At 71.4% G+C, this 23179-nt stretch carries 26 protein-coding genes and 3 tRNA genes; 13 read left to right on the top strand and 16 right to left on the bottom strand.

Features of this window, described 5'->3' with window-relative positions:
• Positions 1-14: 14 nt before the first annotated feature.
• Complete coding sequence (locus V6S66_RS00830; protein WP_442885910.1) at positions 15-662, bottom strand: ACT domain-containing protein; 648 nt, start codon at positions 660-662, stop codon at positions 15-17.
• A 64-nt stretch (positions 663-726) separates the two neighbouring features.
• Between V6S66_RS00830 and V6S66_RS00825 the strand changes: the two genes are divergently transcribed.
• On the top strand, positions 727-1101 hold the full coding sequence (locus V6S66_RS00825) for a DUF3817 domain-containing protein (RefSeq protein WP_334204883.1): 375 nt from the start codon (positions 727-729) through the stop codon (positions 1099-1101).
• On the opposite strand, the gene V6S66_RS00820 is transcribed toward V6S66_RS00825, so the two are convergent.
• The gene (locus V6S66_RS00820; RefSeq protein WP_334204882.1) at positions 1049-2296 is read right to left on the bottom strand and encodes an NAD(P)/FAD-dependent oxidoreductase; all 1248 of its coding nucleotides are present in this window, start codon (positions 2294-2296) and stop codon (positions 1049-1051) included. The genes V6S66_RS00825 and V6S66_RS00820 overlap by 53 nt on opposite strands.
• 147 nt (positions 2297-2443) lie before the next feature.
• Between V6S66_RS00820 and V6S66_RS00815 the strand changes: the two genes are divergently transcribed.
• Positions 2444-3013 (top strand): hypothetical protein, encoded by a 570-nt coding sequence (locus tag V6S66_RS00815; protein ID WP_334204881.1) that lies wholly within the window; start codon positions 2444-2446, stop codon positions 3011-3013.
• 184 nt (positions 3014-3197) lie between these two features.
• Here the strand turns inward: V6S66_RS00815 and V6S66_RS00810 are convergent, their stop codons facing one another.
• Both V6S66_RS00810 and V6S66_RS00805 read right to left on the bottom strand, forming a co-directional pair.
• Positions 3198-3320: a hypothetical protein gene (locus V6S66_RS00810; protein WP_334204880.1), complete on the bottom strand. Its 123-nt coding sequence runs from the start codon at positions 3318-3320 to the stop codon at positions 3198-3200.
• Positions 3321-3352: 32 nt separating this feature from the next.
• A complete protein-coding gene (locus V6S66_RS00805; RefSeq protein ID WP_334204879.1) occupies positions 3353-4564 on the bottom strand; it encodes an NAD(P)/FAD-dependent oxidoreductase in 1212 nt (403 codons plus the stop codon).
• Positions 4565-4661: 97 nt separating this feature from the next.
• On the opposite strand from V6S66_RS00805, the gene V6S66_RS00800 reads away from it, so the two are divergent.
• Positions 4662-5351, top strand: a complete 690-nt coding sequence (locus V6S66_RS00800; RefSeq protein ID WP_334204878.1) for a GAF and ANTAR domain-containing protein — start codon at positions 4662-4664, stop codon at positions 5349-5351.
• 103 nt (positions 5352-5454) lie between these two features.
• Here the strand turns inward: V6S66_RS00800 and V6S66_RS00795 are convergent, their stop codons facing one another.
• On the bottom strand, positions 5455-7563 hold the full coding sequence (locus V6S66_RS00795; RefSeq protein WP_334204877.1) for a DEAD/DEAH box helicase: 2109 nt from the start codon (positions 7561-7563) through the stop codon (positions 5455-5457).
• 316 nt (positions 7564-7879) lie between these two features.
• On the opposite strand from V6S66_RS00795, the gene V6S66_RS00790 reads away from it, so the two are divergent.
• A complete protein-coding gene (locus V6S66_RS00790) occupies positions 7880-8467 on the top strand; it encodes a hypothetical protein (protein WP_334204876.1) in 588 nt (195 codons plus the stop codon).
• A 187-nt stretch (positions 8468-8654) separates the two neighbouring features.
• On the opposite strand, the gene V6S66_RS00785 is transcribed toward V6S66_RS00790, so the two are convergent.
• On the bottom strand, positions 8655-9227 hold the full coding sequence (locus tag V6S66_RS00785) for a dihydrofolate reductase family protein (RefSeq protein ID WP_334204875.1): 573 nt from the start codon (positions 9225-9227) through the stop codon (positions 8655-8657).
• A gap of 74 nt (positions 9228-9301) precedes the next feature.
• On the opposite strand from V6S66_RS00785, the gene V6S66_RS00780 reads away from it, so the two are divergent.
• Positions 9302-9871 (top strand): TetR/AcrR family transcriptional regulator, encoded by a 570-nt coding sequence (locus tag V6S66_RS00780; RefSeq protein WP_334204874.1) that lies wholly within the window; start codon positions 9302-9304, stop codon positions 9869-9871.
• Positions 9872-9890: 19 nt separating this feature from the next.
• On the opposite strand, the gene V6S66_RS00775 is transcribed toward V6S66_RS00780, so the two are convergent.
• Positions 9891-10484, bottom strand: coding sequence for a GNAT family N-acetyltransferase (locus V6S66_RS00775; RefSeq protein ID WP_334204873.1), 594 nt, complete (start codon positions 10482-10484; stop codon positions 9891-9893).
• Between the two features lie 34 nt (positions 10485-10518).
• Here V6S66_RS00775 and V6S66_RS00770 point away from each other — a divergent pair, with 34 nt between their 5' ends.
• The gene (locus V6S66_RS00770) at positions 10519-10806 is read left to right on the top strand and encodes a hypothetical protein (RefSeq protein ID WP_334204872.1); all 288 of its coding nucleotides are present in this window, start codon (positions 10519-10521) and stop codon (positions 10804-10806) included.
• Between the two features lie 77 nt (positions 10807-10883).
• Here V6S66_RS00770 and V6S66_RS00765 read toward each other — a convergent pair.
• Positions 10884-10959, bottom strand: a tRNA-Arg gene (locus V6S66_RS00765).
• Between the two features lie 237 nt (positions 10960-11196).
• Here V6S66_RS00765 and V6S66_RS00760 point away from each other — a divergent pair.
• The 3 genes from V6S66_RS00760 to V6S66_RS00750 are packed head-to-tail and all read left to right on the top strand — an operon-like array spanning position 11197 to position 13846.
• Complete coding sequence (locus V6S66_RS00760; RefSeq protein WP_334204871.1) at positions 11197-12393, top strand: glycosyltransferase family 4 protein; 1197 nt, start codon at positions 11197-11199, stop codon at positions 12391-12393.
• Complete coding sequence (locus tag V6S66_RS00755) at positions 12390-13112, top strand: hypothetical protein (protein WP_334204870.1); 723 nt, start codon at positions 12390-12392, stop codon at positions 13110-13112. The genes V6S66_RS00760 and V6S66_RS00755 overlap by 4 nt, the downstream gene beginning before the upstream one ends.
• On the top strand, positions 13109-13846 hold the full coding sequence (locus tag V6S66_RS00750; RefSeq protein ID WP_334204869.1) for a sugar transferase: 738 nt from the start codon (positions 13109-13111) through the stop codon (positions 13844-13846). The genes V6S66_RS00755 and V6S66_RS00750 overlap by 4 nt, the downstream gene beginning before the upstream one ends.
• A 340-nt stretch (positions 13847-14186) precedes the next feature.
• On the opposite strand, the gene V6S66_RS00745 is transcribed toward V6S66_RS00750, so the two are convergent.
• Positions 14187-15047: a hypothetical protein gene (locus V6S66_RS00745; RefSeq protein ID WP_334204868.1), complete on the bottom strand. Its 861-nt coding sequence runs from the start codon at positions 15045-15047 to the stop codon at positions 14187-14189.
• Positions 15048-15187: 140 nt separating this feature from the next.
• Here V6S66_RS00745 and V6S66_RS00740 point away from each other — a divergent pair, with 140 nt between their 5' ends.
• Entirely contained in the window at positions 15188-15376 is a 189-nt protein-coding gene (locus tag V6S66_RS00740; RefSeq protein WP_334204867.1) for a DUF308 domain-containing protein, read from the top strand.
• Between the two features lie 225 nt (positions 15377-15601).
• Here the strand turns inward: V6S66_RS00740 and V6S66_RS00735 are convergent.
• From V6S66_RS00735 to V6S66_RS00715, 5 genes are all read right to left on the bottom strand, one after another.
• Positions 15602-15691 (bottom strand) — tRNA-Ser (locus V6S66_RS00735).
• An 82-nt stretch (positions 15692-15773) separates the two neighbouring features.
• The gene (locus V6S66_RS00730; RefSeq protein ID WP_334204866.1) at positions 15774-16211 is read right to left on the bottom strand and encodes a hypothetical protein; all 438 of its coding nucleotides are present in this window, start codon (positions 16209-16211) and stop codon (positions 15774-15776) included.
• A gap of 118 nt (positions 16212-16329) precedes the next feature.
• A tRNA-Ser gene (locus V6S66_RS00725) sits at positions 16330-16422 on the bottom strand.
• Positions 16423-16634: 212 nt separating this feature from the next.
• Positions 16635-17687, bottom strand: a complete 1053-nt coding sequence (locus tag V6S66_RS00720) for a hypothetical protein (protein WP_334204865.1) — start codon at positions 17685-17687, stop codon at positions 16635-16637.
• Positions 17684-18490, bottom strand: coding sequence for a carbon-nitrogen hydrolase family protein (locus V6S66_RS00715; RefSeq protein ID WP_334204864.1), 807 nt, complete (start codon positions 18488-18490; stop codon positions 17684-17686). Before V6S66_RS00715 ends, V6S66_RS00720 begins: the two co-directional genes overlap by 4 nt.
• 39 nt (positions 18491-18529) lie before the next feature.
• On the opposite strand from V6S66_RS00715, the gene V6S66_RS00710 reads away from it, so the two are divergent.
• The 3 genes from V6S66_RS00710 (at position 18530) to V6S66_RS00700 (ending at position 20835) form a co-directional block, all read left to right on the top strand.
• The gene (locus tag V6S66_RS00710; RefSeq protein ID WP_334204863.1) at positions 18530-19519 is read left to right on the top strand and encodes an NAD(P)H-quinone oxidoreductase; all 990 of its coding nucleotides are present in this window, start codon (positions 18530-18532) and stop codon (positions 19517-19519) included.
• A 197-nt stretch (positions 19520-19716) separates the two neighbouring features.
• Positions 19717-20229: a bacterial proteasome activator family protein gene (locus V6S66_RS00705; protein WP_334204862.1), complete on the top strand. Its 513-nt coding sequence runs from the start codon at positions 19717-19719 to the stop codon at positions 20227-20229.
• A 39-nt stretch (positions 20230-20268) separates the two neighbouring features.
• On the top strand, positions 20269-20835 hold the full coding sequence (locus tag V6S66_RS00700; RefSeq protein WP_334204861.1) for a WhiB family transcriptional regulator: 567 nt from the start codon (positions 20269-20271) through the stop codon (positions 20833-20835).
• A gap of 75 nt (positions 20836-20910) precedes the next feature.
• Here the strand turns inward: V6S66_RS00700 and V6S66_RS00695 are convergent, their stop codons facing one another.
• Positions 20911-21696, bottom strand: a complete 786-nt coding sequence (locus V6S66_RS00695) for an HAD family hydrolase (RefSeq protein WP_334204860.1) — start codon at positions 21694-21696, stop codon at positions 20911-20913.
• Positions 21693-22985 (bottom strand): serine--tRNA ligase, encoded by a 1293-nt coding sequence (gene serS / locus V6S66_RS00690; protein WP_334204859.1) that lies wholly within the window; start codon positions 22983-22985, stop codon positions 21693-21695. Before serS ends, V6S66_RS00695 begins: the two co-directional genes overlap by 4 nt.
• Positions 22986-23179 lie beyond the last annotated feature (194 nt).

The following is a 23179-nucleotide window of genomic DNA, read 5'->3' as shown; positions in this document are numbered from 1 at the left end:
TCGCGAGCGGAACGTCAGGGGGTTTGGACGCTGGCGGCGAGGGAGACCATGTGGCCGAGGCGGGCGAGCTCGGACGTGAGGAACTCGGGGCCGCCGTGGCGGCCCACCACGATCGTGACCCGGCGGCCGTCGCGCGGGCGGCCGGGGGCCGCGGCGAGCACCGTCGAGTCCCAGGCGCCGACCTCGGGCAGCGTGGTCGAGTCGTCGAGCTCGACCCACTCGGCGGCCTGCGGCACGTCACCGTTGTCGAGCCGGGGCGCGGCCGACGATGCCGCCAAGACCTCGACGCCGCCGGAACCCGCGCGGATCGCGATGGCCCAGTCGACGCGGAACGTCGTGGGCGTGACCTCGACGAGCTTCGTCAGGGCGTGCGCCGGGTTCTCGGTGAACTCCTCGACGGCCTCGAGGTCCATGCTCAGGTTGACCCCGGCGTTGTAGCGCGAGATCCAGTGCACCCGCACGCCCTCGAGCTCGTGGCACGCCGTGACGAGCGAGTCCGGCATGACGGTGGGGGGCAGCTCGAGGAGCACGTCGTCGACCGCGACCCCGTCGGCCCGGTGCTCGACGATCTCGATCGCCTCGATGTCGGCCCCGGCGGAACCGAGTGCCGTCGCGAGCGCGCCCAGCGAGCCCGGGACGTCGGGCAGCTCGACCCGCAGCAGGAATGCCATGTGCGCATTCTCACCCATCGCCGTTACGCGTGTGTGACGCCGGTAGCGTGAGGGAGTGACTCAGCTCCAGGCCGCCACCCGCACCGTCTTCCGCACCGTCGCCGTCGCCGAGGCCATCAGCTGGGCCGGCCTCCTGGTCGCGATGTTCTTCAAGTGGGTCGTGGCCGAGGATCCGCACGCCGGCGCCGAGGGTGGAGTGCCGATCATGGGCCCGATCCACGGCGGGGTGTTCGTGCTGTTCGTGATCGCGAGCCTCGTCGCGTGGCGCGTGTTCAGCTGGCGCCTCGGCACCCTCGCCCTCGCGCTCGCCTCCGCGATCCCCCCGTTCGCCACGATCTGGTTCGAGCGTCGCGTCGACCGCCAGGGCCTGCTCGGGGTCAGCGCAGCGGATCGAACGACCGCAGCAGCGGGTCCGTCCGGCCCTGCATGACCTGGTCGGCCACGAGCCGACCCGTCAACGGACCCAGGGCGATGCCCCACATCCCGTGACCACCCGCGACGTGCACGCCGGGCGTGCGCGTGGCGCCCACGAGCGGCAGGCCGTCGGCCGTGCACGGTCGTGATCCGACCCACTCGTCGGTGCGCGCCTCCCAGTCGACACCGCGGAGCATCGGCCGGGCAGCGTCGATGATCGCCGCGATGCGCCGCGGGTCGAGCGGGGCGTCGGGCCGGCGGAACTCCATCATCCCGGCCACGCGGAACGCGTCCTCCGATCCTGCCGCCCCGAGCGGCGTGCAGGCCACTCGCTGGGTCGGGAAGTAGAGGGGCCCGCGCGGCTGGCTCTCGGGTCGCACCGTGAACGAGTAGCCGCGGCCCGCCTGCACGAAGGAGCGCACGCCGTGGGGCCGGGCGAGTGCCGACAGCCAGGCCCCCGCTGCGAGAACCACCGCGTCGGCCGTCACCGGACCGGTCGACGTGCGGACCACGACGCCTCGGCCCTCGGAGGCGACGCCGTCGACCGACGCCAGGACGATCTCGCCGCCGCGCGCCTGCACCGCCTCGGCCAGCGACGTGACGTAGCGGCCCGGGTCGATGAAGCGCTGCCCGCGCAGCTGCAGGCCGCACGAGACCTCCTCGCCGAGCGCCGGCTCGAGGCCGTGCACGGCACCGCCGTCGAGCAGCTCGACGTCGGTCACGCCGCCGAGCGACGCGACGTTCTCGAACTCCTCGACGAGCACCTCCCGGTCCTTCTCGGTGCGGAAGGCCGCGAGGAACGGATCGGCCGGCTTGGTGGGCTCGTCGATGCCGAGCTCGTCGAACGCGGCGAGCGCCTGCCGATTCGCGGCCGTGAACACCTCCATGGCCGAACGCCACCTGCCGGGCGTGCAGTGCCGGGTGAACGACACGAGCCACTTCAGCAGGCGGGGGTTGGCGGTCGGCGGCACGTAGACGGGCGAGGACGGCTTGAGTGCCGCGAGCGCGCCGGTCGCCAGGATCGCCGGGTCCGGCAGGGGCAGCGTCAGTGCCGGTGCCAACCAGCCCGCGTTGCCGCGCGAGGAGCCGGCGAGGACCCCCGTGCGGTCCACGACCGTGACCTGCGCCCCACGTTCCTGGAGGAACCAGGCCGTGGCGAGCCCGACCATGCCCGCGCCCACCACCACGACGTGCTGCGGTCGATCCACCATCCGGACACCTCCCCTCCGGCGAGGCTACCTGCGCCGGGGCTCGCCGGCCCTCGCAGCGCTCCGTCGTCACGGCGTCGCCCGGCCCGGGGTCGGGGTGCGGATGCCGGGCTGACCGTTATGGTCGAGGCAGGACCACGAGGAGGAAACATGCCCCTGCGCAAGAAGAAGCCCACCGTGCGCGACACGATCGAGCACACCTACGACGACCTCCGCGCGCAGGTCGCCGCGAAGGCCCCCATCCTGCGGGACCAGGTCGTCGACCAGGTCACCACCAAGGCGCCGATCGTCCGCGACCAGGTCGCGACGAAGCTGGGCGAGGGTCGCGACGAGCTCAAGACCCGCCTGCCGGAGCTGCACGCGTCGCTGTTCGAGCGTCTGCCCGACGACGTCACCGACCGCCTTCCCGAGGGCGCCAAGCCCAAGAAGAAGAAGTCGAAGCTCAAGAAGGTCGCCGTCATCGGCCTCATCGCCGCCGCCGGAGGCTTCGTGTTCTCCAAGCTGAAGGCGCAGAGCTCCGGCCCCACGTACACCCCGCCCGGCCAGGGCTCGGGCGTCGACCTGTCGAAGCCGGCCGATCTCGTCAACAGGGCTGCCGACAAGGCCAAGGACGTCGCCGACGACGCGGCCGACAAGACCAAGAGCCTCGCCGAAGACGCCCAGGGCGCGACCCACGACGCCGCCAACCAGGCCAAGGACGCTGCCGACGACGTCAAGTGACGCGTCGACACCACTGCTGACTACGGCGAAGGGCCGCACCCACCGGGTGCGGCCCTTCGTCGTGCTCGCGAGATCAGCGAGCGAACATCCCAAGACACGGTCGCACGACGAGACCACCACGCCACCGACCGCCCGACCAGGATCCCCGACCTGACCGGGTCATCGACCAGCGACGGGGCTAGGTTCAGGCCGCGTGACCCGCGCAGCGCTGCTCGGTGGGGACGCCCGCGAGCGCCTCCTCGATGTGCTCACCGCAACCGACCCAGGTGGCCTTGCCGCAGTCCGTGCACGTGACCTTCTGGCACATGTCAGCTCCTCGTCTTCGCCGAAGGGCCCAGTCTACGAGGCGGCGACGGCCGCGAGGCCCTCGGTGACGAGTGGCCGGAAGCGACCGAGCAGACGCGGCACGCCGAACGTCACGACGCCGACGAGGTGCTCGCCCCGGTGGTGCGCCCAGACGCTGCGCGGCTCGAGGTCGTCGGCCTCGAGCCAGCCGGAGCGGTCGGCGAGCTCGGGACGGCCGAACACCTGCACCTTGAGGTCGAACTGGTCGGACCAGAAGTAGGGCGGGTTCCGCTTGGTCGTGGGCTCGAGGGTGCCGGCGATCGCCCGCGCCACGAGCGAGGCCTGCTCGCCCGCGACCTGCCAGTGCTCGCGGCGCACCGGACGGTCGAGGAGCGGGTCGTGCCACGCGGCGATGTCGCCCACGGCCCACACGCCGTCGAGGCCGGCGACGCGCCCGGTCGCGTCACAGACGACGCCGTCCGCGAGGTCGAGACCGGCACCGTCCAGCACGTCGAGGTTCAAGGACGCACCGAAGCCGGCCACGACGACGTCCGCGGTCAGCTCGCGCCCGTCGGCCAGCACCGCGACCGTGCGGCCGTCCGTGGTCTCGAGCCGTTCGACGCCCGTGCCGGTGACGAGCTCGACCCCGTGGGCCGTGTGGACCTCCTCGAGCCGCGTGCCGCAATCCGGCCCGAGCGCGGCGCCGAGCAGGTTCGGTTGCAGCTCGACGATCGTGACGTCGAGGCCCGCCGCGCGGGCCGTCGCGGCGACCTCGGCGCCGATGAACCCGCCGCCCAGGACCAGCAGCGAGGACGCGTCGGCGAACGCGGCCCGCAGGGCCTGGGCGTCACCGCGGGTGCGCAGGGTGTGCACGTCGTGCCCGTCCAGGAGCGCGGGCCGACGGGCCGTCGAGCCGGTCGCGACGACGATCGCCTCGGCCTCGACCTGCTCGCCGTCGTCGAGCGTGACGACTCCCGGTCGGACCGACGCGACCCGCACCTCGCGCACGGTCACGTCGATGGAGCCGGGCTCCTCGCCGCGGAACAGCGAGATACGGGCGTCGTCGAACTCCCCCGCCAGGTACTGCTTCGACAGCGGCGGACGGTCGTACGGGGCCTCGTCGCCGAGCACCGTGACGGTGCCCGTGAAACCGGCGCCACGCAGGTCGCGGGCGACGCGCCACCCGGCCACACCCGCCCCCACGACGACGACCGAGGCGGGCGCGGGGGGTGCGTCAGGTGCCGACGCGGGGTTGTCTTCAGTCACGTCGTCATCCAATCACGCAGTCGAGTTTGTGAGGTCCGGTCTCCCGTGCGCCCAGCAGGTCGTATCCTCTGCGCAGAACAACGTCGGGAGGTATGTCGTGCCGGATTCGTCCTTCTTCGCGGAGATGGCCCTGGAGCTCCACGCCGAGGAGACCCTCGCCGACACGCTGACGCGCATCGTCGAGTTCGCCCAGCAGGCGCTGGCCTGCGACCAGGCGGGCATCCTGCTGGTGCACAGCCGCACGCACCTCGAGACGATGCTGGCAACGAACGACGCGGTCGAGCGGTCCCACGAGCTGCAGCACAAGCTCGACGAGGGCCCGTGCCTCGACGCGATCGAGGGTGAGCCCTTCTACGTGTCCGGCGACGTCGACGCCGACGAGCGCTGGCCCCGCTGGGGCGCGGAGGTCGCACCCCTGGGTCTGCGCAGCGTCATCAGCGTGCGGCTCGCGAGCCAGAACCGCCGCTACGGCTCCCTCAACCTGTACTCGCCGGAGCACAACGCCTGGGAGGACGGCGACGTGGAGGTCGCCACGGTCTTCGCCCGCCACGCCTCCGTCGCGGTCGCCTCGGCGCACCACGAGGCCGGCCTCAAGGTGGCCGCAGCGACCCGCAACGTGATCGGACAGGCGCAGGGCATCCTGATGGAGCGCTTCGAGATCGACGCCGATCGTGCGTTCGCCGTGCTCAGCCGGCTCTCGCAGCACCGCAACGTCAAGCTCCGGGCGCTCGCCGAGCAGCTCGTGACGAACCGCACCGACCCGGAGTTCTTCAAGCTGCCGAGCTGAGACCCGCCGCCAGTCTGACCGAGGTTTCGAGGCTCGCGCGCCAGAGCGCACTCGCACCTCAACCACCGGTGGTTGAGGTGCGAGGAGCCTCGAAAGGGATACCTCAGCCGCGCGCTTCGAGGGCCTGCACGAGGAGGGCGGTGAGGGTCTCGAGCTGCAGGTCGGCCGAGGTGGTGTCCTCGTCGGCGCCGTCGAGCGCCCGCGCCGCGAGACCGGCCTTGCGGTCGATCAGGCGGGCGATGCTCGTGTCGATCGTCTGGGCGCCGATGATGCGCCACGCCGTGACGGGCTCGTCCTGGCCGATGCGGTGCACCCGGTCGATCGCCTGCGTCTGCTCCGCGTAGGTCCAGGAGAGCTCGGCGAGCACGAGGTTCGACGCGACCTGGAGGTTCAGGCCGACGCCGGCCGCCGACAGCGAGCACACGATGACCTTGACGTCGGGATCCTCGACGAAGGCGTCGATGCTCGCCTGGCGCGCCGCCGAGGTCTGGTTGCCGCGGACCGTCGAGTACCGCAGGCCGCGCTGCTCGAAGACCTCCTGGGCCGTGTCCATGACATCGATGTGCTTGGCGAAGAACACGACCTTGCCGGCCTGACGCGCGAGCTGAACGGCGTAGTCGGCCGCGAGGGCGGACTTGGCCTGCCCGATGCGACGCATCATCGTGAAGACGTTCTCGGCGTCGTCGGCCGGCGTCTCGTCGCGGATCAGCATCGCGACGTGCTCCACGATCTGCGCGTCGATGCCCTCCGGCTTCTCGGTGCGGGCGGCGACCGCATGGTCGTACCGCGACACGAGACGCCGCACGAGCTCGCGCTGGGTGTCGCGGATCGACCGCGCCGCCTCGCCCTCGAGCTCGACGGGGATGTCGGCGATGCGACGGTCGGGGATGTCGGAGGCGACGTCGATCTTGCGTCGACGCACGATGCCCAGGTCGATCACGCTCTTGCGGGCCGCCGGGTAGAACCCGGGGTCGAGGGGGGTCAGACCGGTGTCCTCGAGCGCCGCCATGAGCTGGGCGCGCGGCTGCTTCTCGTCGATCCAGCCGAGGAACTCCCAGATGGCCCGGAAGTCCTCGATCTCGTTGATCAACGGCGTGCCGGTCAGCGCGAGCATCAGGGGGCGCGCGACGCGCTGGCGGATGCGGTCGGCGACCTGCAGCACGTGCTGCGAGCGCTGCGACGACTTGTTCTTGATGAAGTGGGCCTCGTCGAGGACCATGCTGCGGAAACCGAGGTCGCCGAGCCAGCCCACGTGCCGGTCGAGCACCTCGTAGTTGACGATGACGATGTCGGCGAAGCCGTCGATGTCGGCGCCGTTGCCGTGGATCACGGTGGCCGTGCGGCGCGGGGTCCAGATCTCGGCCTCGCGGGCCCAGTTCGCCTTCACGACGTTCGGGACGACGGCGAGCATGGGGTAGGCGTCGGCCGCGTGCGCCGCCAGCAGCGACTGGGCGGTCTTGCCGAGTCCGGGCTCGTCGGCGAGCAGGAACGAGCGATGGCCCTCCATCGCGGCCTGGACGACCTCGGCCTGGTGGTGCATCAGCGGCACGCCACCGGGGGTCATCGCGGACTTGGGTTCGGGCAGCTCCATGCACGCCGGGGTGCCGGCGCTGGCGCGCTCGAAGGCCGAGAGCAGCGGGCCGATGAGCTCCCAGGTGGAGAGTCGCTGCGTCTGCGGGGTGGGCGGCGGCGCTGCCGAGAAGTCGGGCGCCATGAAGGGGTTGGCGAGCTGGCGGGCGACGACCGACTGCGGCAGGACGCGACGCTCGGCGCGGGTGGAGACCTCGGGGGTGGCGGGCTCCGGCTCGGGCGCGACCTCGAGGCCAGCGGCCTGGGTCATCTCACGCTTGAGCATGCGGACCTCGTCGGACGGCACGGCGTCCTCGGCCAGCAGGTCGAACAGGTGCGGCTCACGGGCCGCGGTCTTGGCGAGGATCGTGGCCACGCCGTCGAGCCGCTTCAGCAGCTCGCCGCGCTGGCCCTCGCTGACCTCGGTGTCGGCCTTGACCCGCTGGCGCTCCTCGCGCACGAGCAGCGCGATGGCCTGGTACCGCGAACGGATCGACGTGCCGCGACCGCGCTGCACCGCGGACTCGACCTCACGGACGCCGCGCGCGAGCACGGGCAGGATGCCTTGGTTGTCGACCTCGCGTCGACGCTGTCCACCGGCGGAACGGGTTCCACCGGAACGACCCTGACCTCGATTGGCCACGGACTCCTCCTCGGAGGATGCGGCGCGCGAGGGTCGCGCTCCGCATCGGGTTCGATCGGACGCCACGGAGCCAGGTCGGGCACCAGACCGTGGGGCCGGTGCCGACATACGCCACTGGATCGATCGGGGCCGAGAGCCGGCTGCGATCATCCAGATGAGCGCCGTGACTGGTGCGGAGCCCCCGACGGGCCGAGCACCGCGACGAGTGTACGACATCGCGTGACGTGCCACGATTCGGCGGCGCACGGGGGTGTCGCGACCTACGCTGTGCGGGTGTCCGCGGCACCCGCCCGGGCGATCGCGAAAGGGAGCACGGATGCGCTCACGGCAGGTTCTGGCTCTCGTCTGCAGTGCCGCGCTGCTGGTGGTCACCGGCTGCAGCCTCGGCGCCGAGGGGGAGTCCTCCGGCGGCGGCTCCAGCGAGTCGCCGGCCGCGGCCGCCGCCCTCGACCCCGTGCCGGCCTGCAGCTCCCTCGACATCGGGCCGGTCTTCGACGCGTTCGGTGGCCAGGACCCGAACCAGCCCCCGAGCGACGCCTCGATCGGGTCGACCCGCGGCTGCGCGTGGAGCCCGCCTGACCCCGACGTCGGACTGCGGGCGAAGGTGACCGTGCTGGAGGACGCCGACACGTCGGAGGCCGGCGTGCTGGCCTACGCGCAGACCGAGTGGACCGATGCCACGGGTGGCGAGCCGTTCCCGCCCGGCGACTTCCGGCCCGGCGAGCACGGCTGGTCGTACGGCATGACCAGCACGGTGCCGATCATCGGCATCCTCAAGTCGCACTGGCTCACGCTGCTCACCGCCGACGGCGCGCTGCGGTGCCACTTCTGGGGCTTCGACGACGTGACGGTCGCCTGGGCCGCCTGCGACAACATCCGCGCCGCCGTCGAGGCCCCGGCCTGACGGCTGACCCGCCCCTTGAGGTGCGACGAGGAACGAGGAGCCTCGAAAGGGGTGCCTCAGCCCACCACGCGACCGAGGTTTCGAGGCTCGCGCCGCAGGCGGCACTCACACCTCAACCACCGGGAGTGCGGTCGAAGACCCGCCCCTTGAGGTGCGACGAGGAACGAGAAGCCTCGAAAGGGGTCCCTCAACCGCCGGGCACGTACTCGTTGACGACGACACCACTCTCGTAGGGCGTGCTGACCTCGAGGCTCCAGGGCCGCGCACCGGTGACGCCGCCGAAGAGTGGCGTGCCGGCGCCCAGGACGACCGGATTCACCTTGAGCACGAGCCGGTCGACCTCGTCGACCAGCTGTCCGGCGAGGTCACCGCCCCCGCACAACCAGATGCCGGCGCCCTCCTCGGCCTTCAGCTCGCGGACCACCTCGACCGGACTGGCGTCCGTGACGGTGAGGTTCGCCGGCGCCTCGTCCTGCCCGTGCGAACGGGAGAACACGATCTGCCGGGTGTGCGGGTACGGGTCGCGGGTGTGCGTGAAGCCCGACGCGTAGGTGGTCCAGCCCATCAGCGACGTGTCGAAACGGTCCCCCGTGGCCGTCAGGCCGAGGGCGTCGAGGCCGACCTTGGGCAGCGTGTCGCGGTACTCGCGGACGATCATCTCGATGTGGTCGCCCTCGTACAGGTACTGGCTGACGTCGCGGTCCGGTCCGGCGATGAAGCCGTCGAGGGAGACGGCGACGTAGTAGGTCAGCTCGCGCATGGGAACTCCAATCACGACAGATGTTGTGCTTGGAAGACTACAACACCTGTCGTGGTCCACGCTAGGGTGAGGACATGGCCCGCAACGACTCCCGCCGCGACCGGCTCGCCGACGCCGGGATCGCCGTGCTCGCCCGCGAGGGCTCACGGGGCCTCACCCACCGCGCGGTCGATCGCGAGAGCGGCCTGCCGACCGGCACTGCGTCGAACTACTTCCGGTCACGCGGCGAGCTCGTGGAGGGTCTGGTCCAGCGCATCGTCAACCGGTTGATGCCGGACCCAGCGACCCTCGAGGAGCTGGCCTCGCTCCCCGCCGGCCGCGACTCCTTCACCCGACACCTGCGCGACATCGTGCGCCGGATGCTGGCCGACCGTGACGTCACGCTCGCGTGGTTCGAGATGCGGCTCGAGGCCGCCCGCCGACCCGAGGTCGCCGCCTTGATGCGCGAGGTGCTGCTCGCGGGCTTCCGGGGCGACGTCGCCTACAACGAGGCGGCCGGCCTCCCCGGCGGCGCACGCGAGATCGCGTTGTTCCACTACGCGGTCGACGGACTGGTGCTCGACCGCCTGACCGTCTCGATCGACCCCGAGGCCGACCTCGACCAGGTCGTGGAGGACCTGGTGGCGGGCCTCCTGCCGGGCTGAGCCGCGGAGCCACCGGCGCTCAGAGCGTGCGGCGCATGACCAGGCGGGGCATCTTCGAGGCCACCGCGTCGGTCTGGCCGATGACCTCGAAGCCAGCCCGTTCGTACATCGCGCGGGCGCCGACGAAGGCCATCGTGAGGTCCATGCGGCCATCAGGGTCGACGGGGTGCGCCTCGACCGCGGGCGCCCCCTGCGCCCTCGCCCACTGCACCGCGCCCTCGATGAGCTGCTGCGTGACGCCCTGCTTGCGGTGGCCGCTGCGCACGACGGTGCAGACGATGCTCCAGACCGGGACGTCGTCGACCGGACGGATGAGCTTGCTCTGCACCAGGCGGGGGATGTCGGACCGCGCCCCGATGTTGCACCACCCGACCGGCGTGCCGTCGCGGTACGTGACGACGCCGGGCGGCACGTCGCGGGCGCAGAGGCTGCGCATGGCCTGCTCGCGACTGCCGCCGCCGAGCTCCTCGATCTGCTTCGCGCCGATGCGGTGCGACAGGCACCAGCAGTGGGTCGCGCGACGGTTCGGGTTGATGACGGCGGCGAGGTCGTCGAAGCGGTCGGGGGGTGACCGGATGCGTCTCCCAGTGCGTGTCGTCGCCCATGCCACCACGATGGCACCAGACACCGACAGAGGAGGAGCGAACGTGGAGACGACGATCTACCTGGCCTGGTCGTCCGAGCCCATCCCCGCCGACCTGGTCGGCCCGTGGACCGAGCTGCGGGTGCTGGCCGACGACCTCGTCGTGGTCGAGGGCACCGAGTCGCTGTCGCGGGTCTACCACGAGATCAAGTGGTCCCTGCCGGACGACGCCGCGCTGCTCGTGACACCGCTGACCGAGCGACCCAAGCTCAAGTACCTCCCCGACGGCACGACGACGTGGTTCCGCGACCGCCTGCCCCCGCAGGCCGAGCCCGGCCGCGACGACGACTGACCGTCCGCTCGGCGCGGACCTGGGTCCGCGGACGACGCAGGCCCCGGAGTCGTGACTCCGGGGCCTGCGATGACGTGTGGTGCGCCCGAAGGGATTCGAACCCCTAACCTTCTGATCCGTAGTCAGATGCTCTATCCGTTGAGCTACGGGCGCCCGTCCCGCGCACGAGGCGCGAGGACTCGGAGAGTTTAGCCCAGAGGTCGCGGATTCCTCGAATCAGGTCCGTCGCCGCCCCCACCCAGGCCCCGCGACCACCACGCCGGGGCCACCATCGGGCGACGGGACGACGAACTCCACGGTGGTTCCCCCACGTGACGCTCATAACGATGGCTGTTCCGAGTCGTTGCTCGTACTGTTGATCTGTCCGGACACGATGAAAGAGGCACTCCTGTGCGACTGCTCGTGCACGACTTCAGTGGGCACCCCTTCCAGGTGCAGCTGAGCCGGGAGCTCGCCCGTCGTGGTCACGACGTCGTGCACTCCAGCTGCGACGCCTACGTCTCCGGCAAGGGCGCCCTCGTGGCCGAGCCCGGCGAGACGATCGTGTTCGAGACGATCGGTGACGGCCTCGTCTTCGACAAGCTGCGGTTCGCCAAGCGGCTGGTGGTCGAAATCCGACTCGGGTTCCAGCTCGTGCGCCACGTGCGCTCGCACCGACCGGACGTCGCGGTGCTGTCGAACGTGCAGATCCCGACGCTCGTGATCTTCGCCTTCGCGATGCTGTTCGTCCGCATCCCCTGGGTCCTGTGGCACCAGGACGTCTACGCCATCGCCGTGAAGTCCTTCGCCGGCGACAAGCTGTCGCGCGGCTTCACGGTCGTGTCGGCCGTCTTCGAGGTCGCCGAGAAGTGGTGCTCGCGCCGCGCCGTCGCGGTCGTGGCGATCTCCGACGCCTTCGTGCCGGTGCACGAGAAGTGGGGCACCGCCGACAAGGTCACGGTCATCCCGAACTGGGCGCCGCTCGACGAGATCGTGCCGGTCGAGCGCAAGAACGACTGGGCCGTCGAGCAGGGCGTCGACGACACCCTCACGCTCCTGTACTCGGGCACGCTCGGCCTCAAGCACGATCCGTCCCTGCTGGTGGCGTTGACCAAGCAGGTGCGCGACACCGGCGTCGACGCCGAGCTCGTCGTCGTCAACGAGGGACCGGCGGCCGAGGTCATCCGTGACGAGGCGGCGCGCCTCGAGGTACCCGTCACGCTGCTGCCGTACCAGCCCTACGACCGCCTGCCCGAGGTCCTCGGCTCGGGCGACGTCCTGCTCGTGCTGCTCGACCAGCGTGCCGGCGCCTTCTCGGTGCCGTCGAAGACCCTGTCCTACCTCTGCGCCGGCCGGCCGATACTGGGCCTCATGCCACTCGAGAACGCGGCGTCGACGCTCGTCGAGCGCGCCGGCGGCGCGGTGTTCGTCCCGCAGTCGGGCTCCATCCCGGCCGCTGGCGCCTGGGTCGCCGAGATCCTCGGCGACACCGAGCGACGCGAACGTGTGGGTGTCGCGAGCCGCGCGCTGGCGGAGGACGAGTTCACCGCCGAACGCTGCATCGACCGCTTCGAGACCCTGCTCACCGGCATCGAGGGTGCTCGATGAGCACCCCGGCGCACATCCTCATCGGCCCTCGCACGCAGCTGGGCTCGGCCCTGCTGAAGCGGCTCGAGGGCCAGGACGTCGTGGCCGTCGCCCGGCACGAACGCGACGCGACGGCGCTGTCCGACCTCGCGGGCGCCCGCGTGGTCCTGGCGGCCGACGCCGCCGGTGTCGTCGCCCCTGACGCCGATCTCGTGCTGCACGTGTGCGCGCTCGGGCCGATCCACCCCGAGGACCCCCGCCCGGACGACGCGGAGCAGTTCGCGTCGGAGCTGGCGACCATCGAGGCCCTGGTGGCCGCGACGACCGGTTCGGTCCGGATCGTGTTCGTCTCCTCGGTCATCGCGCTGGCGCCCACGCCCGACCGACGCCTCTACGGCGGGTGGAAGAATCTCGCCGAGGAGCACCTCGACCGGATCGCTGTGCACCACGGCGCGCGCGTGAGCGTCTCGGTGGTCTACCCCGGCCGCATCATCGCCCGCGCCGACCGATCCGGCCTGTCAGACCGGCTGTCGTCCACGTTCGAGAAGCTCGCCCGCCGGCTTCTGGCCGAGGCCTCGCGGAAGCCTCGGCGGGCCGTCGTCGGCCTCGACGCAAAAGTTTGGTCGGCACTTCGAGCGATGTCGCTCGTTGTGCATGTCGTGCGGCCCTCAGGGACGCCGGCCCTGACGAACTCGTCAGACCTCACCTCGACCATCGATCGACAAGAGGCAAGACCATGAAGCGCAAGCGTCTACTCGACCTGACACTGATCGCCCTGGCGGCGGTCGTGTGGATCCCCGTGCTGCTCGTCGCCAGCCTGGCGGTGCTCATCAGCGAGGGCCGTCCCGTCTACTACCGGTCCAACCGCCGCGTCTCGGTCGATCGCGTCATGAAGGTCGTCAAGTTCCGCACGATGGTGCGCAACGCCGACAAGCTCGTCAACCGCGACACCGTCCCGGTCGAGGGCCAGGTCCGCTTCCTCAACATCCCGCCGGACTCCCCGCTCTACACCCGGATCGGCAGCCTCCTGGAGCGCGTCGGCCTCACCGAGATCCCGCAGCTGGTCCACGTCATGAGCGGCCGCATGTCGCTGATCGGCAACCGTCCGCTCCCCGACAACGTGCAGAACCTGCTCCGCGAGGAGTACCCCCACGCCGACGATCGCTTCCTGACCCCGTCCGGCCTCACGGGCCCGGCGCAGCTGGTCGGCCGCCAGGCGCTCACCGACGACGAGCGGCTCACGATCGAGACGGCGTACTGCCGGGCGGCCCTGCGCGGCTACTCGTTCCGCCTCGACCTGTCGATCCTGTTCTCGACCGTGTTCATCGTGCTCCACCTGAAGAAGCCCATGAGCTACCTCGAGGTCGAGGCCATGATCAACCGCCGCAGCCGCGTGCGCTCGCAGACCGTCCTGATGACCGAGCAGCGTGCCGACGCCCCCGTCATCGACCTCGCCGCCGAGCAGGCCAGCTGACCCAGCACCACCGCGCACCCGCCGATCATTCCTGACGACCGGCGGGTGTCGTCGTTTCTGGACCTTTGGCCCGCCACCACCCGCCGGTTGAGGTGCGAAGGCGGTCTGCTCGCCTCACCACCCGTTGGTTGAGGTGCGAAGGCGGTCTGCTCGCCTCACCACCCGTTGGTTGAGGTGCGAAGGCGGTCTGCTCGCCTCACCACCCGTTGGTTGAGGTGTGAGCGCGCTCTGGCGCGCGAGCCTCGAAACCCTCGTCCGCTCGAGGCACCCGTTCGAGGCTCCTCGTTCCGGGCCCTGAGGTGCGAGCGAGGAACGAGCGAGCCTCGAAGGGCGTCGCACCTCACGGGGCGGGAAGTGGCTCCCAGCTGCTCCCGTCGGAGGAACGGAGCAGCCGGTCGGCGACCACCGCCACGTATCCGTCGCCGCTCGCCGCGAGCAGCACGAGCCCGTCGCCCGCCTCCGTGGTGACGCATCCGGTCACGCCGGCCTCGGCCGCGTCGACCCGGTAGGACGCCACGGCGCAGTCGTCGGCCGGCGCCAGCGCCCACGCACCGTCGTCGCTCCGGACGGCGCTGCGCAGACCTTCGAGGACCACCTCGCCCTCCCACGTCGCTCCGTCGTCGTCCGACGTGCGGATCGCGCCGTTGCCGCAGGCCACGAGACCCTCGGTGCCGTCCGAGACGAAGGAGACCGGCGCGCACCCGGGGTCGACGTCGCCGACGGGGGTCGTCACGGTGGCTCCCGCACCCGAGGTGAGGTGCCATCGACGGATCGGGCCGGGCGGGTCGACCCAGTCCGTCGCCCCCTCGGACAGGAGCAGCTCCACGGGCTGGCACTGCGCGTCGGCGCCGATGACGTAGACGTCTCCGGCGTCGTTGACGTCGATCCGCAGGAGCTCGGTCATGCCCGGGTCCAGCTCGTCGCGGACGCCGTCGACGTCTCGCGCCAGGACGACGGGAGTCCCAGCCGAACAGGTTCCCCGCTCGCCCCAGACGACGACGTCGTCGGTGGCCTCGACCAGGCCGGCGGCGGTCGGGGTCGCGGGCGCCACCGGTTCGGAGGAGTCGACCGGCCCGGGCGCCGTCGGGTTCGCCGTTGCATCGTCGGCGTCACCGGAGACGTGGCGGAACATCACGACCACGAGCACCAGGTCGACGAGCAGGAACAGGACCAGCCACCGCCACGTGCGCTGCGTCGTCATCGGGTCCTCGTCGGTCTTTCTCTCCCTCTGGGCAGGCTAGCCGAGCCGGACGGGGGTCGGGCTCCCTCCCCCACTTCCGGCCGATGCCCAGGCGACCTTCGGCGGATGTGTGGGTCGTGCCCGGCTCCTAGGCTGGGCCCATGAGCGCCTCGATGCACCTGTTCACCGGGTCCGTGCTGGTCCTCGTCGGCGCCGTGCTGGCGATCTTCTTCCCGGACGCCGAGTTCGCCTGGTTCACCGGCCGACCCTTCGGCGCCGTGCTCGCGATCTTCGGCGTCGTCGACCTCGCTCAGGGGTTCCGGGAGCGCAGCCACCGGGCCGACGGCTGAGGCCCAGGCCCGTCGGAGGTGCGGGCACCCGCGACCCGTCGGTTGAGGTGCGAGTGCGCTCTGGCGCGCGAGCCTCGAAGCCCTGGTCACGTCCCGGCGAACCTGACCAGGCGGTTGGCCGAGGCGTCCCGGAAGGCTGGTGGCGGAGCAAGCTCCGCCACGGCTGAAGCACGGAGCACCAGCACCCGGCGACGGATGCTGGTGCTCACATGCTCCCCGAGGGAGTGGCGGAGATGGCGAGATTTGAACTCGCGAGAGGTTTAAACCTCAACCCGCTTAGCAGGCGGGCGCACTAGGCCACTATGCGACATCTCCTCGCTGCCACCCGTGGGCGGCAACTCCGCCACGATACCGGTCTCCGAGCCGCCACGGCCAATCGGCCTCCTCGGTGGACCGCTCAGCCGAAGCGCGTGTAGCCGTGCGCCGCGTTCAGGCGGTCGTAGACCTCGCGCACGAACAGCTGCCGCGCATCCGGGTCCAGCAGCCTGAGCTCCACTCTGGCGGTGCCCTCGCCCGACAGCACGAGGTAGCCGGAGTTCAGCGCCACGTCGTCGACCTGCTTCCACGTCGCGCGGACGCGGGGCCGGGCCACGGTGAACCCGGTCGGGTCCAGGCGGACGACCGCCGGCGGCCGCAGCGCGAAGCGGACGGCGAGGAACACCGCCACGGCGGCGAGGACCCCCAGGACGACGGCTACGACGACCCGCGCGGTGGCGTCGTCGGCGACGAGGAACGCGGCGAACACCAGCACGCCGGTCACGATCGTGAGGACGCCGGTGGCCACCAGCGCGGGGCCACGCCCCAGCCGGTAGACCGAGCTCTCGGGCAGACTCATGCAGGACTCACTTCGACGGGGACGGAACCTGACAGACGGAACCTGGCAGAGGGGGCGGGACTCCGTCGCAGGCTCCTCCCCGAACCGGCGCCCTCTGCACACACCGCTCCGCGGAACCTGGCAGAGGGGGCGGGATTCGAACCCGCGGCTGACCTATGAAGCCAGCGACCGCTTTCAAGGCGGTTCCGATCGGCCACTCCGGCACCCCTCCTCGTCCGGTCACCGAGGCGTCCGGACGGGATCCAGTCTCTCAGAGGACCAACGGACGCGGTGCGGGTGGCTTCGAGGCTCGTGCGCCAGAGCGCACTCGCACCTCAACCACCGGCCCCTCGGCAACGTCGAACCAGCATGGTGGCTTCGCCTTCGAGGCTCGTGCGCCAGAGCGCACTCGCACCTCAGCCGGCGGGTCGGGAAGCGCGAGCGTCAGCGCAGGCCCGCCCAGCGGGACGGCTCGAACCGGCGGGTCGACTCGACCCGGCGCGCCGCGCGCACGGTGCTGGGCGCGAGCACGTAGTGCGAGACGACCCAGCCGAGCGCGAAGCCGATGACGGCCGAGTAGAGCACCGAGAGGCCGATGTACGAGGGGTACGCCAGGGGCGAGACCAGCGAGGTCGTGACCGAGCTGGTGGCGAGCACCGCGAAGACCAGGACCCACCACCCCTCACGTCGCTGCGAACGAAGCCTGAGTCCGACGACCAGGGCGGGGAACCCGGCGAACGCCTGCACCGGGCGGGGGATGCCGCCGATCCGCGTGCGCGCCTGGAAGATCGCATCGTCGATCGCGTTGATGACCGACGTCGATCCGTAGCTGCGGACCGCGTAGGTGTAGACGACGAGCAGCAGGAGGACGGCGGCCACGACCGCGAGGATCGCGAGGTGGTTCCGGCCCAGACCGTGCAGGCCCTCGCCGAGCGACCACACGAGGCCGAGGACGACGCCGAGCGAGATCCCGATGACGGCGACGCTGAACGTCACGGCGTTGACCTGCGCGTTCCACGCGGCCACACCCGCGGCACCACTGAGCGCGATGCCGACGCTCAGGGCGAACTCCCGCAGCGTCGAGACGACGCCTTCGCTCGGGCGGGTCATCACGACCGCGAGGACGGCACCCACGACGCCGGTCGCTGCTGCGGCGGCGGCGATCACGCCGGCCATCTCGGTGACAGCGGCGGCGACGCACAGGACCGCGACGAGGCTGACCCAGATGCGCATGTGTCCACCGGCCCGGTGGACCAGGGCGATCGTGAGGGCGATCGTGAGCAGCGCGGCCGACGGTCGGTAGACGGCCACCGGCACGTCGATCGCCAGCACCGACAGGACGCTGCCGACCAGACCGACGAGCGCCGCGAGCGCGACGACGGCGCCGATCCTGGCGGCCGACCGGCGCGACTCCAGCCGCGGCGCGCGCACGGGCTGGTCGTAGCCGGCCTCGACGGAGTCGTCCAGGCGTCGACGACCCGTGGTGGCCTCGCTCATGCGTCTCCTCGCGGTCGGTCGATGCGCCGGTTCGCCAACGACGGATTGGTCGATCGCGTGCGTCCCGGTTCCTCCGGGTCGAGCAGCGCCGACAACGTCTCGTCGCCATCGGCGGCCTCGACCACGATAGAACCCTGCGGGTCGGCGACGAGGGAGTGTCCCGTGTAGCGGGCACCGCCCTGGGCTGCGGCGACGACGTGCACCGTGTTCTCGATCGCGCGTGCCGCGAGCAACGTGCGCCAGTGGTGCAGCTTCCCCTCGCCTGCGACCCAGGCCGCCGGGACCACGAGGGTGTCGGCACCGTCGTCGACGAGGAGTCGTGCGAGCTCGGGGAACCGCAGGTCGTAGCAGGTCATGAGCCCGAGACGCCGGTCGCCGACGTCGACGACGACGGGCTCGAGCACGCCGGGGGAGAGCCGGTCGGACTCGCGGTAGCCGAAGGAGTCGTAGAGGTGGATCTTGCGGTACGACGCCGACAGCGTGCCGTCGGGCGAGACGACCACGAGGGTGTTGAACGGCGGAGCGCCGGCGCCCAGCTCGGAGGTGCTCGGCTCGAAGGTGCCGGCGATGACCGTGCTGCCGATCCGACGTGCGTGACCGGCGAGCAGCTCCACGAACGGGCCGTCGAGCGGCTCGGCGAACGGCGCGAGGTCGAAGTCGGCGGGCCCGAAGTCGGTCATGGTGGCCTCGGGGAGCACGACGAGCGACGGCCCCGGCGTGATGGCTGCGAGTCGCGCGTCGACCAGCTCGCGATTCGCCACCGGGTCGGTTCCGGACGCGAGCTGCACCAGGCGGACGTCCATGGGGACCACGTTATCGGGCCTCGCGTTATCGTCCCCAGCATGGCGACTCCCGAGCTGATGCGTGCCGTGACCGTCCCCGAGCCCGGTGAGGCCGACGCCCTGGTCGTGGGCGAGCACCCCGTGCCGACCCCCGCCGAGGGCGAGGTCCTCGTGCGCGTCGTCGCCGCCGGGGTCAATCGCGCCGACGTCCTCCAGCGACAGGGCTTCTACAACCCGCCGCCGGGATCCACCGAGGTGCTCGGCCTCGAGGCCGCCGGCACGATCGTCGCCGTGGGTCCGGGCGTCGACGCCGCACGGGTCGGCGAGGACGTCGTGGCCCTGCTGGCCGGCGGCGGCTACGCCGAGCACGTCGCGGTACCCGCCGGCCAGGTCGTCATCCGTCCTGCGGGTCTCGACGACGCCGCCGCCGGTGGGCTCGTCGAGACCGCCGCCACGGTCTGGTCGAACGTCTTCATGCACGCCGGGCTCCGACCCGACGAGACGCTGCTGGTCCACGGCGGCGGCAGCGGCATCGGTACCACCGCGATCCAGATGGCCGTCGCCCACGGCGCACGGGTCGCGGTCACGGTGGGCTCGCCGGAGAAGGCCGAGTTCTGTCGCGAGCTCGGGGCGGACGTCACGATCAACTACCGCGAGCAGGACTTCGTCGAGGCGTTGAAGGAGCAGGACGTCCGGCCCGACGTCATCCTCGACAACATGGGAGCGAAGTACCTCGACCGCAACGTCCGTGCGCTCGCCACCGGTGGCCGGCTCGTGGTCATCGGCATGCAGGGCGGCGTCAAGGCCGAGCTGAACCTGGGGCTCCTGCTCACCAAGCGGGCCTCGGTGAGCGCCACCTCGCTGCGAGCCCGCCCGAGCGAGGAGAAGGCCGCGATCATGGCCGACCTCGTCGAGCATGCCTGGCCGTGGGTCGCGAGCGGCGCGCTGCGCCCGGTGGTGCACCAGACGTTCGGCCTCGACGAGGTCGCTGACGCCCATCGCGTGATGGAGGCCTCCTCCCACATCGGCAAGCTCGTCCTCCTGCCCTGACCGGACCAAGGTTTCGAGGCTCGTCGCCGAGATGCGGGCGAAGCCCCGCCCCTTGAGGTGCGAGGGACGAGCCTCGAAAGGGGCACCTCAGCCCGCATCGTGACCGAGGTTTCGAGGCTCGTCGCTGGAGCTCCTCACACCTCAACCACCGGCGGGCAGGCGGCGAAGCGGCGGGCGGACCCTCCTAGGGTGGAGGCATGAGCGAGACACCCATGACGATCGGGCCCGACGGCAGCCCCGTCGCGGTCACCGAGGGCGACGAGCCCACCTCCACACCGCTGACCGACCTCGTCGAGCAGCCGGCCAAGGTCATGCGCATCGGCGGCATGATTCGCCAGCTCCTCGAAGAGGTCAAGGCCGCTCCTCTCGACGACGCCAGCCGCGCCCGTCTCCGCGAGATCCACGAGCAGTCGATCGCCGAGCTGAAGGAGGGCCTGGCGCCCGAGCTCGTCGACGAGCTGTCGCGGCTGAGCCGGCCCTTCGAGGCCGCCTCGCCGTCGGAGGGCGAGCTCCGCATCGCCCAGGCCCAGCTGGTCGGCTGGCTCGAGGGGCTGTTCCACGGCATCCAGGCCGCGCTGTACGCCCAGCAGGTGCAGGCCCAGTCGCAGCTCCAGACGATGCGGCTCGCGCTTCCGGCGTCAAACGACCCGTCCGGTGCTCAGGGTGAGCAAAACGGCGAAAACGGCCCCAGCGGGGGGATGTACCTGTAGCATCGGCGATGTTCGATCGGTTCAGGGAAGAGGGAGCCCATGACCATCGTCGATAATTCTGTCGTGCTCGCATGCGCAGAAGACCCGACCACATTTCTCGACGACGCGCTGGAGACGCCACTCGGGAGACACGGCTTGACCGCAGCGATGCGGCGCGACGTCGCGCGCAAGCGCGCCGAGGCGCACCGTCGATGTGCGGCCTGCCCGATCTTCACCGACTGCCTGTACCGGGCGGTCGTGGAGGTCAACGTCTCCGGTTTCGTGGCGTGCACCACCGAGTCCGACCGCCAGGACCTGCGTCGCAGGCTCGGCGTCTCGGTCGCGGACGCGGAGATCGCGAGCTTCGGCGCGGCACGACTCGGCGGAGGGCCGGTCGACCACGCCGCGGTGCTCGCGACCCGGCAGTCGCACCCCGACGACACGTGTCAGCAGCTGGCCGAGCGCCTGGGCTGCTCCACGTCGACGATCAAGCGTCACCTGCGCCGCGCGCGGCAGCAGGTCACGCCTGAGGTCACGGACCTCGTCGTCCTGTCGCCGAGTGTCGACGAGGTGCTCGACGCGTTCGACGACATGGAGTCCGGTCGCCGCCTGATGCAGGTCGGCTGAGCCTGCCGGACCTCAGACCTTTCGAGGCTCAGGCGCCAGAGCGCCTTCGCACCTCAAGGAGCGGATGGGGTGGCGTCAGAGGTAGGGGCGCAGCACGTCGACGACGCCGTCGTCGTCGATCGACCCGGTGACGTCGTCGGCGGCGGCGATGACCTCGTCGAGCGCCTGGCCCATCGCGACCCCGCGTCCGGCCCAGGACAACATCTCGATGTCGTTGTTGCCGTCGCCGATCGCGAGCACGTCGGACTGCGCGATGCCCAGGTGCTGGCACAGGAAGTCGAGCCCGGACGCCTTCGACGTGCCCACCGGCGCGATGTCGAGCCAGGCGGTGTAGCCGATGTAGTAGTTCGTGTCGGTCAGGCCGAGATCGGCCACGACCTCCCGGAACTCCTCCGTGCTGTGCTCGGGCGAGCGGATGATGACGCGCGTGACCGGCTCACCGATCAGCTCCTCGACGCTCTGCACCGTGATGGAGCCGCCCAGCTCGTCGGACGGGAAGGCGCGGTTGACGCGGTAGCCGACGCCGACCTCCTCGACCGCGACGAGCACGTCGGGCATGCGGTCGAGGATCGACTGCACGGCTTCCGAGGCGTCGAACGTGACGGCACGCAGCAACTCGGTCGGACGGTAGGTGAAGACGAGCGAGCCGTTGCTGCCGATCGCGTGACCGCGCTCGAAGCCGAGCTTGTCGGCGGCGTCCATCACGCCGGGAACCGACCGACCGGTCGCGATGACGACCTCGATGTCCTGGTCGCGGAGCCCGCGCACGGTCTCGCGCACCGCCGGGCTCATCTCGTTGCGGCCGGTGACGAGCGTGCCGTCGACGTCCAGGGCGACGAGCCGGGGCCTCCAGTCGCTCACGCTGACGCCCCGATCGGCTTCAGGACCGGGCCGAGGAACGGGTGCAGGGCCTTCGGCAGGACGACCGAGCCGTCGGCCTGCTGACCGTTCTCGAACAGGGCGACGATCGTGCGGGTCATGGCGCAGAGCGTGCCGTTGAGCGTGGCGGCCGGACCGGTGGTGCTCCCGCCGTCGGCCGCGGCGCCGCGCACGCGGATGTCGAGGCGCCGGGCCTGGTACTCGGTGCAGTTCGAGGTGGAGCTGACCTCGCGGTAGCGCTCCTGCGTGGGGATCCACGCCTCGCAGTCGAACTTGCGGATGGCCGAGGACCCGAGGTCACCCGTGGCGACGTCGATCACCCGGTACGGCAGCTCCAGGGCGTCGAGCCACTCGCGCTCCCAGCCCAGGAGCCGCTCGTGCTCGGCGTACGACTCCTCGAGCGTCGTGTACGTGAACATCTCGACCTTGTCGAACCAGTGCACGCGGAAGATGCCGCGCGTGTCCTTGCCGTGCGACCCCGCCTCGCGGCGGTAGCAGGGACTGAAGGCCGCGTACCGGCGCGGCAGCGACGCCCCGTCGAGGATCTCGTCGGAGTGGTACGCCGCGAGCGGCACCTCCGAGGTGCCCACGAGGTAGAGGTCGTCCTTCTCGAGGTGGTAGACGTCGTCGGCGGCCTGGCCGAGGAAGCCCGTGCCCTCCATGGCGCGCGACCGGACCAGGGCCGGCGGGATCATCGGCGTGAAGCCCCACGTCTGGGCCGTCGTCATCGCGAGCTGCACGAGTGCCAGCTCGAGCATCGCGCCGACGCCCGTGAGGTAGTAGAAGCGCGAGCCGGAGACCTTGGCGCCGCGCTCGATGTCGATCGCTCCGAGCAGCTGGCCGATCTCCAGGTGGTCGCGTGGCTCGAATCCCTCGGCCACGAAGTCGCGCGGCGTGCCGACGACGTCGAGGACCGTGAAGTCCTCCTCACCACCCTCGGGCGCCTCGGGCGCGACGAGGTTGGGCAGCGACCGCAGGAGTCCGTCGAACTCCTCGGCGGCCCGGCCCTGCTGGGCGTCGGCCTCCTTGACCTGCGTGCTGAGCGCCTTGGTGCGTTCGAGCAGGGCCGTCTTCTCCTCGCCCGAGGCCTGGGCCACCTGGCGACCGATCTGCTTCTGCTCGGCGCGCAGCGCTTCGAACTCGGCGATCGAGGAGCGGCGAGCGGCGTCGGCGGCCACGAGGGCGTCGACCTTGTCGGGCGACTCGCCGCGGCGGCGCAGCGACGTGCGCACGGCCTCGGGATCGTCACGGAGGAGGCGGGGATCGATCACTCCGTCAGGGTATCGGGCGAACGGGCAAGGACTTCGGTCACCACCGGCCGCCACCACGGGCCGGCCCCAGCGAGGCTCGAGCGACCGGGCGCGGCCCCGCAGCGGTGAGGGGCGAACCGCTGATGTGGCGAGGCAGGAGCCACGCCACGTACGCTTGCCCGGGCACGCACCGGGCGCGCCACGGGAAGGGGACA

Origin of the sequence: Aeromicrobium sp. Sec7.5 (assembly GCF_036867135.1) — a bacterium.
Classification (GTDB): domain Bacteria; phylum Actinomycetota; class Actinomycetes; order Propionibacteriales; family Nocardioidaceae; genus Aeromicrobium.
Note: the sequence above shows the minus strand (reverse complement) of the source record. Positions and strands in the feature narration are given on the sequence as shown.

What these genes read in the sequence shown, in the direction of transcription:
- V6S66_RS00820 (WP_334204882.1), bottom strand. Translation starts at nt 2,296, where the DNA reads ATGGTGGATCGACCGCAGCACGTCGTGGTGGTGGGCGCGGGCATGGTC.
- V6S66_RS00815 (WP_334204881.1), top strand. Translation starts at nt 2,444, where the DNA reads ATGCCCCTGCGCAAGAAGAAGCCCACCGTGCGCGACACGATCGAGCAC.
- V6S66_RS00810 (WP_334204880.1), bottom strand. Translation starts at nt 3,320, where the DNA reads ATGTGCCAGAAGGTCACGTGCACGGACTGCGGCAAGGCCACCTGGGTC.
- V6S66_RS00790 (WP_334204876.1), top strand. Translation starts at nt 7,880, where the DNA reads ATGCGCTCACGGCAGGTTCTGGCTCTCGTCTGCAGTGCCGCGCTGCTG.
- V6S66_RS00785 (WP_334204875.1), bottom strand. Translation starts at nt 9,227, where the DNA reads ATGCGCGAGCTGACCTACTACGTCGCCGTCTCCCTCGACGGCTTCATC.
- V6S66_RS00780 (WP_334204874.1), top strand. Translation starts at nt 9,302, where the DNA reads ATGGCCCGCAACGACTCCCGCCGCGACCGGCTCGCCGACGCCGGGATC.
- V6S66_RS00755 (WP_334204870.1), top strand. Translation starts at nt 12,390, where the DNA reads ATGAGCACCCCGGCGCACATCCTCATCGGCCCTCGCACGCAGCTGGGC.
- V6S66_RS00750 (WP_334204869.1), top strand. Translation starts at nt 13,109, where the DNA reads ATGAAGCGCAAGCGTCTACTCGACCTGACACTGATCGCCCTGGCGGCG.
- V6S66_RS00745 (WP_334204868.1), bottom strand. Translation starts at nt 15,047, where the DNA reads ATGACGACGCAGCGCACGTGGCGGTGGCTGGTCCTGTTCCTGCTCGTC.
- V6S66_RS00740 (WP_334204867.1), top strand. Translation starts at nt 15,188, where the DNA reads ATGAGCGCCTCGATGCACCTGTTCACCGGGTCCGTGCTGGTCCTCGTC.
- V6S66_RS00730 (WP_334204866.1), bottom strand. Translation starts at nt 16,211, where the DNA reads ATGAGTCTGCCCGAGAGCTCGGTCTACCGGCTGGGGCGTGGCCCCGCG.
- V6S66_RS00720 (WP_334204865.1), bottom strand. Translation starts at nt 17,687, where the DNA reads ATGAGCGAGGCCACCACGGGTCGTCGACGCCTGGACGACTCCGTCGAG.
- V6S66_RS00715 (WP_334204864.1), bottom strand. Translation starts at nt 18,490, where the DNA reads ATGGACGTCCGCCTGGTGCAGCTCGCGTCCGGAACCGACCCGGTGGCG.
- V6S66_RS00710 (WP_334204863.1), top strand. Translation starts at nt 18,530, where the DNA reads ATGGCGACTCCCGAGCTGATGCGTGCCGTGACCGTCCCCGAGCCCGGT.
- V6S66_RS00705 (WP_334204862.1), top strand. Translation starts at nt 19,717, where the DNA reads ATGAGCGAGACACCCATGACGATCGGGCCCGACGGCAGCCCCGTCGCG.
- V6S66_RS00700 (WP_334204861.1), top strand. Translation starts at nt 20,269, where the DNA reads ATGACCATCGTCGATAATTCTGTCGTGCTCGCATGCGCAGAAGACCCG.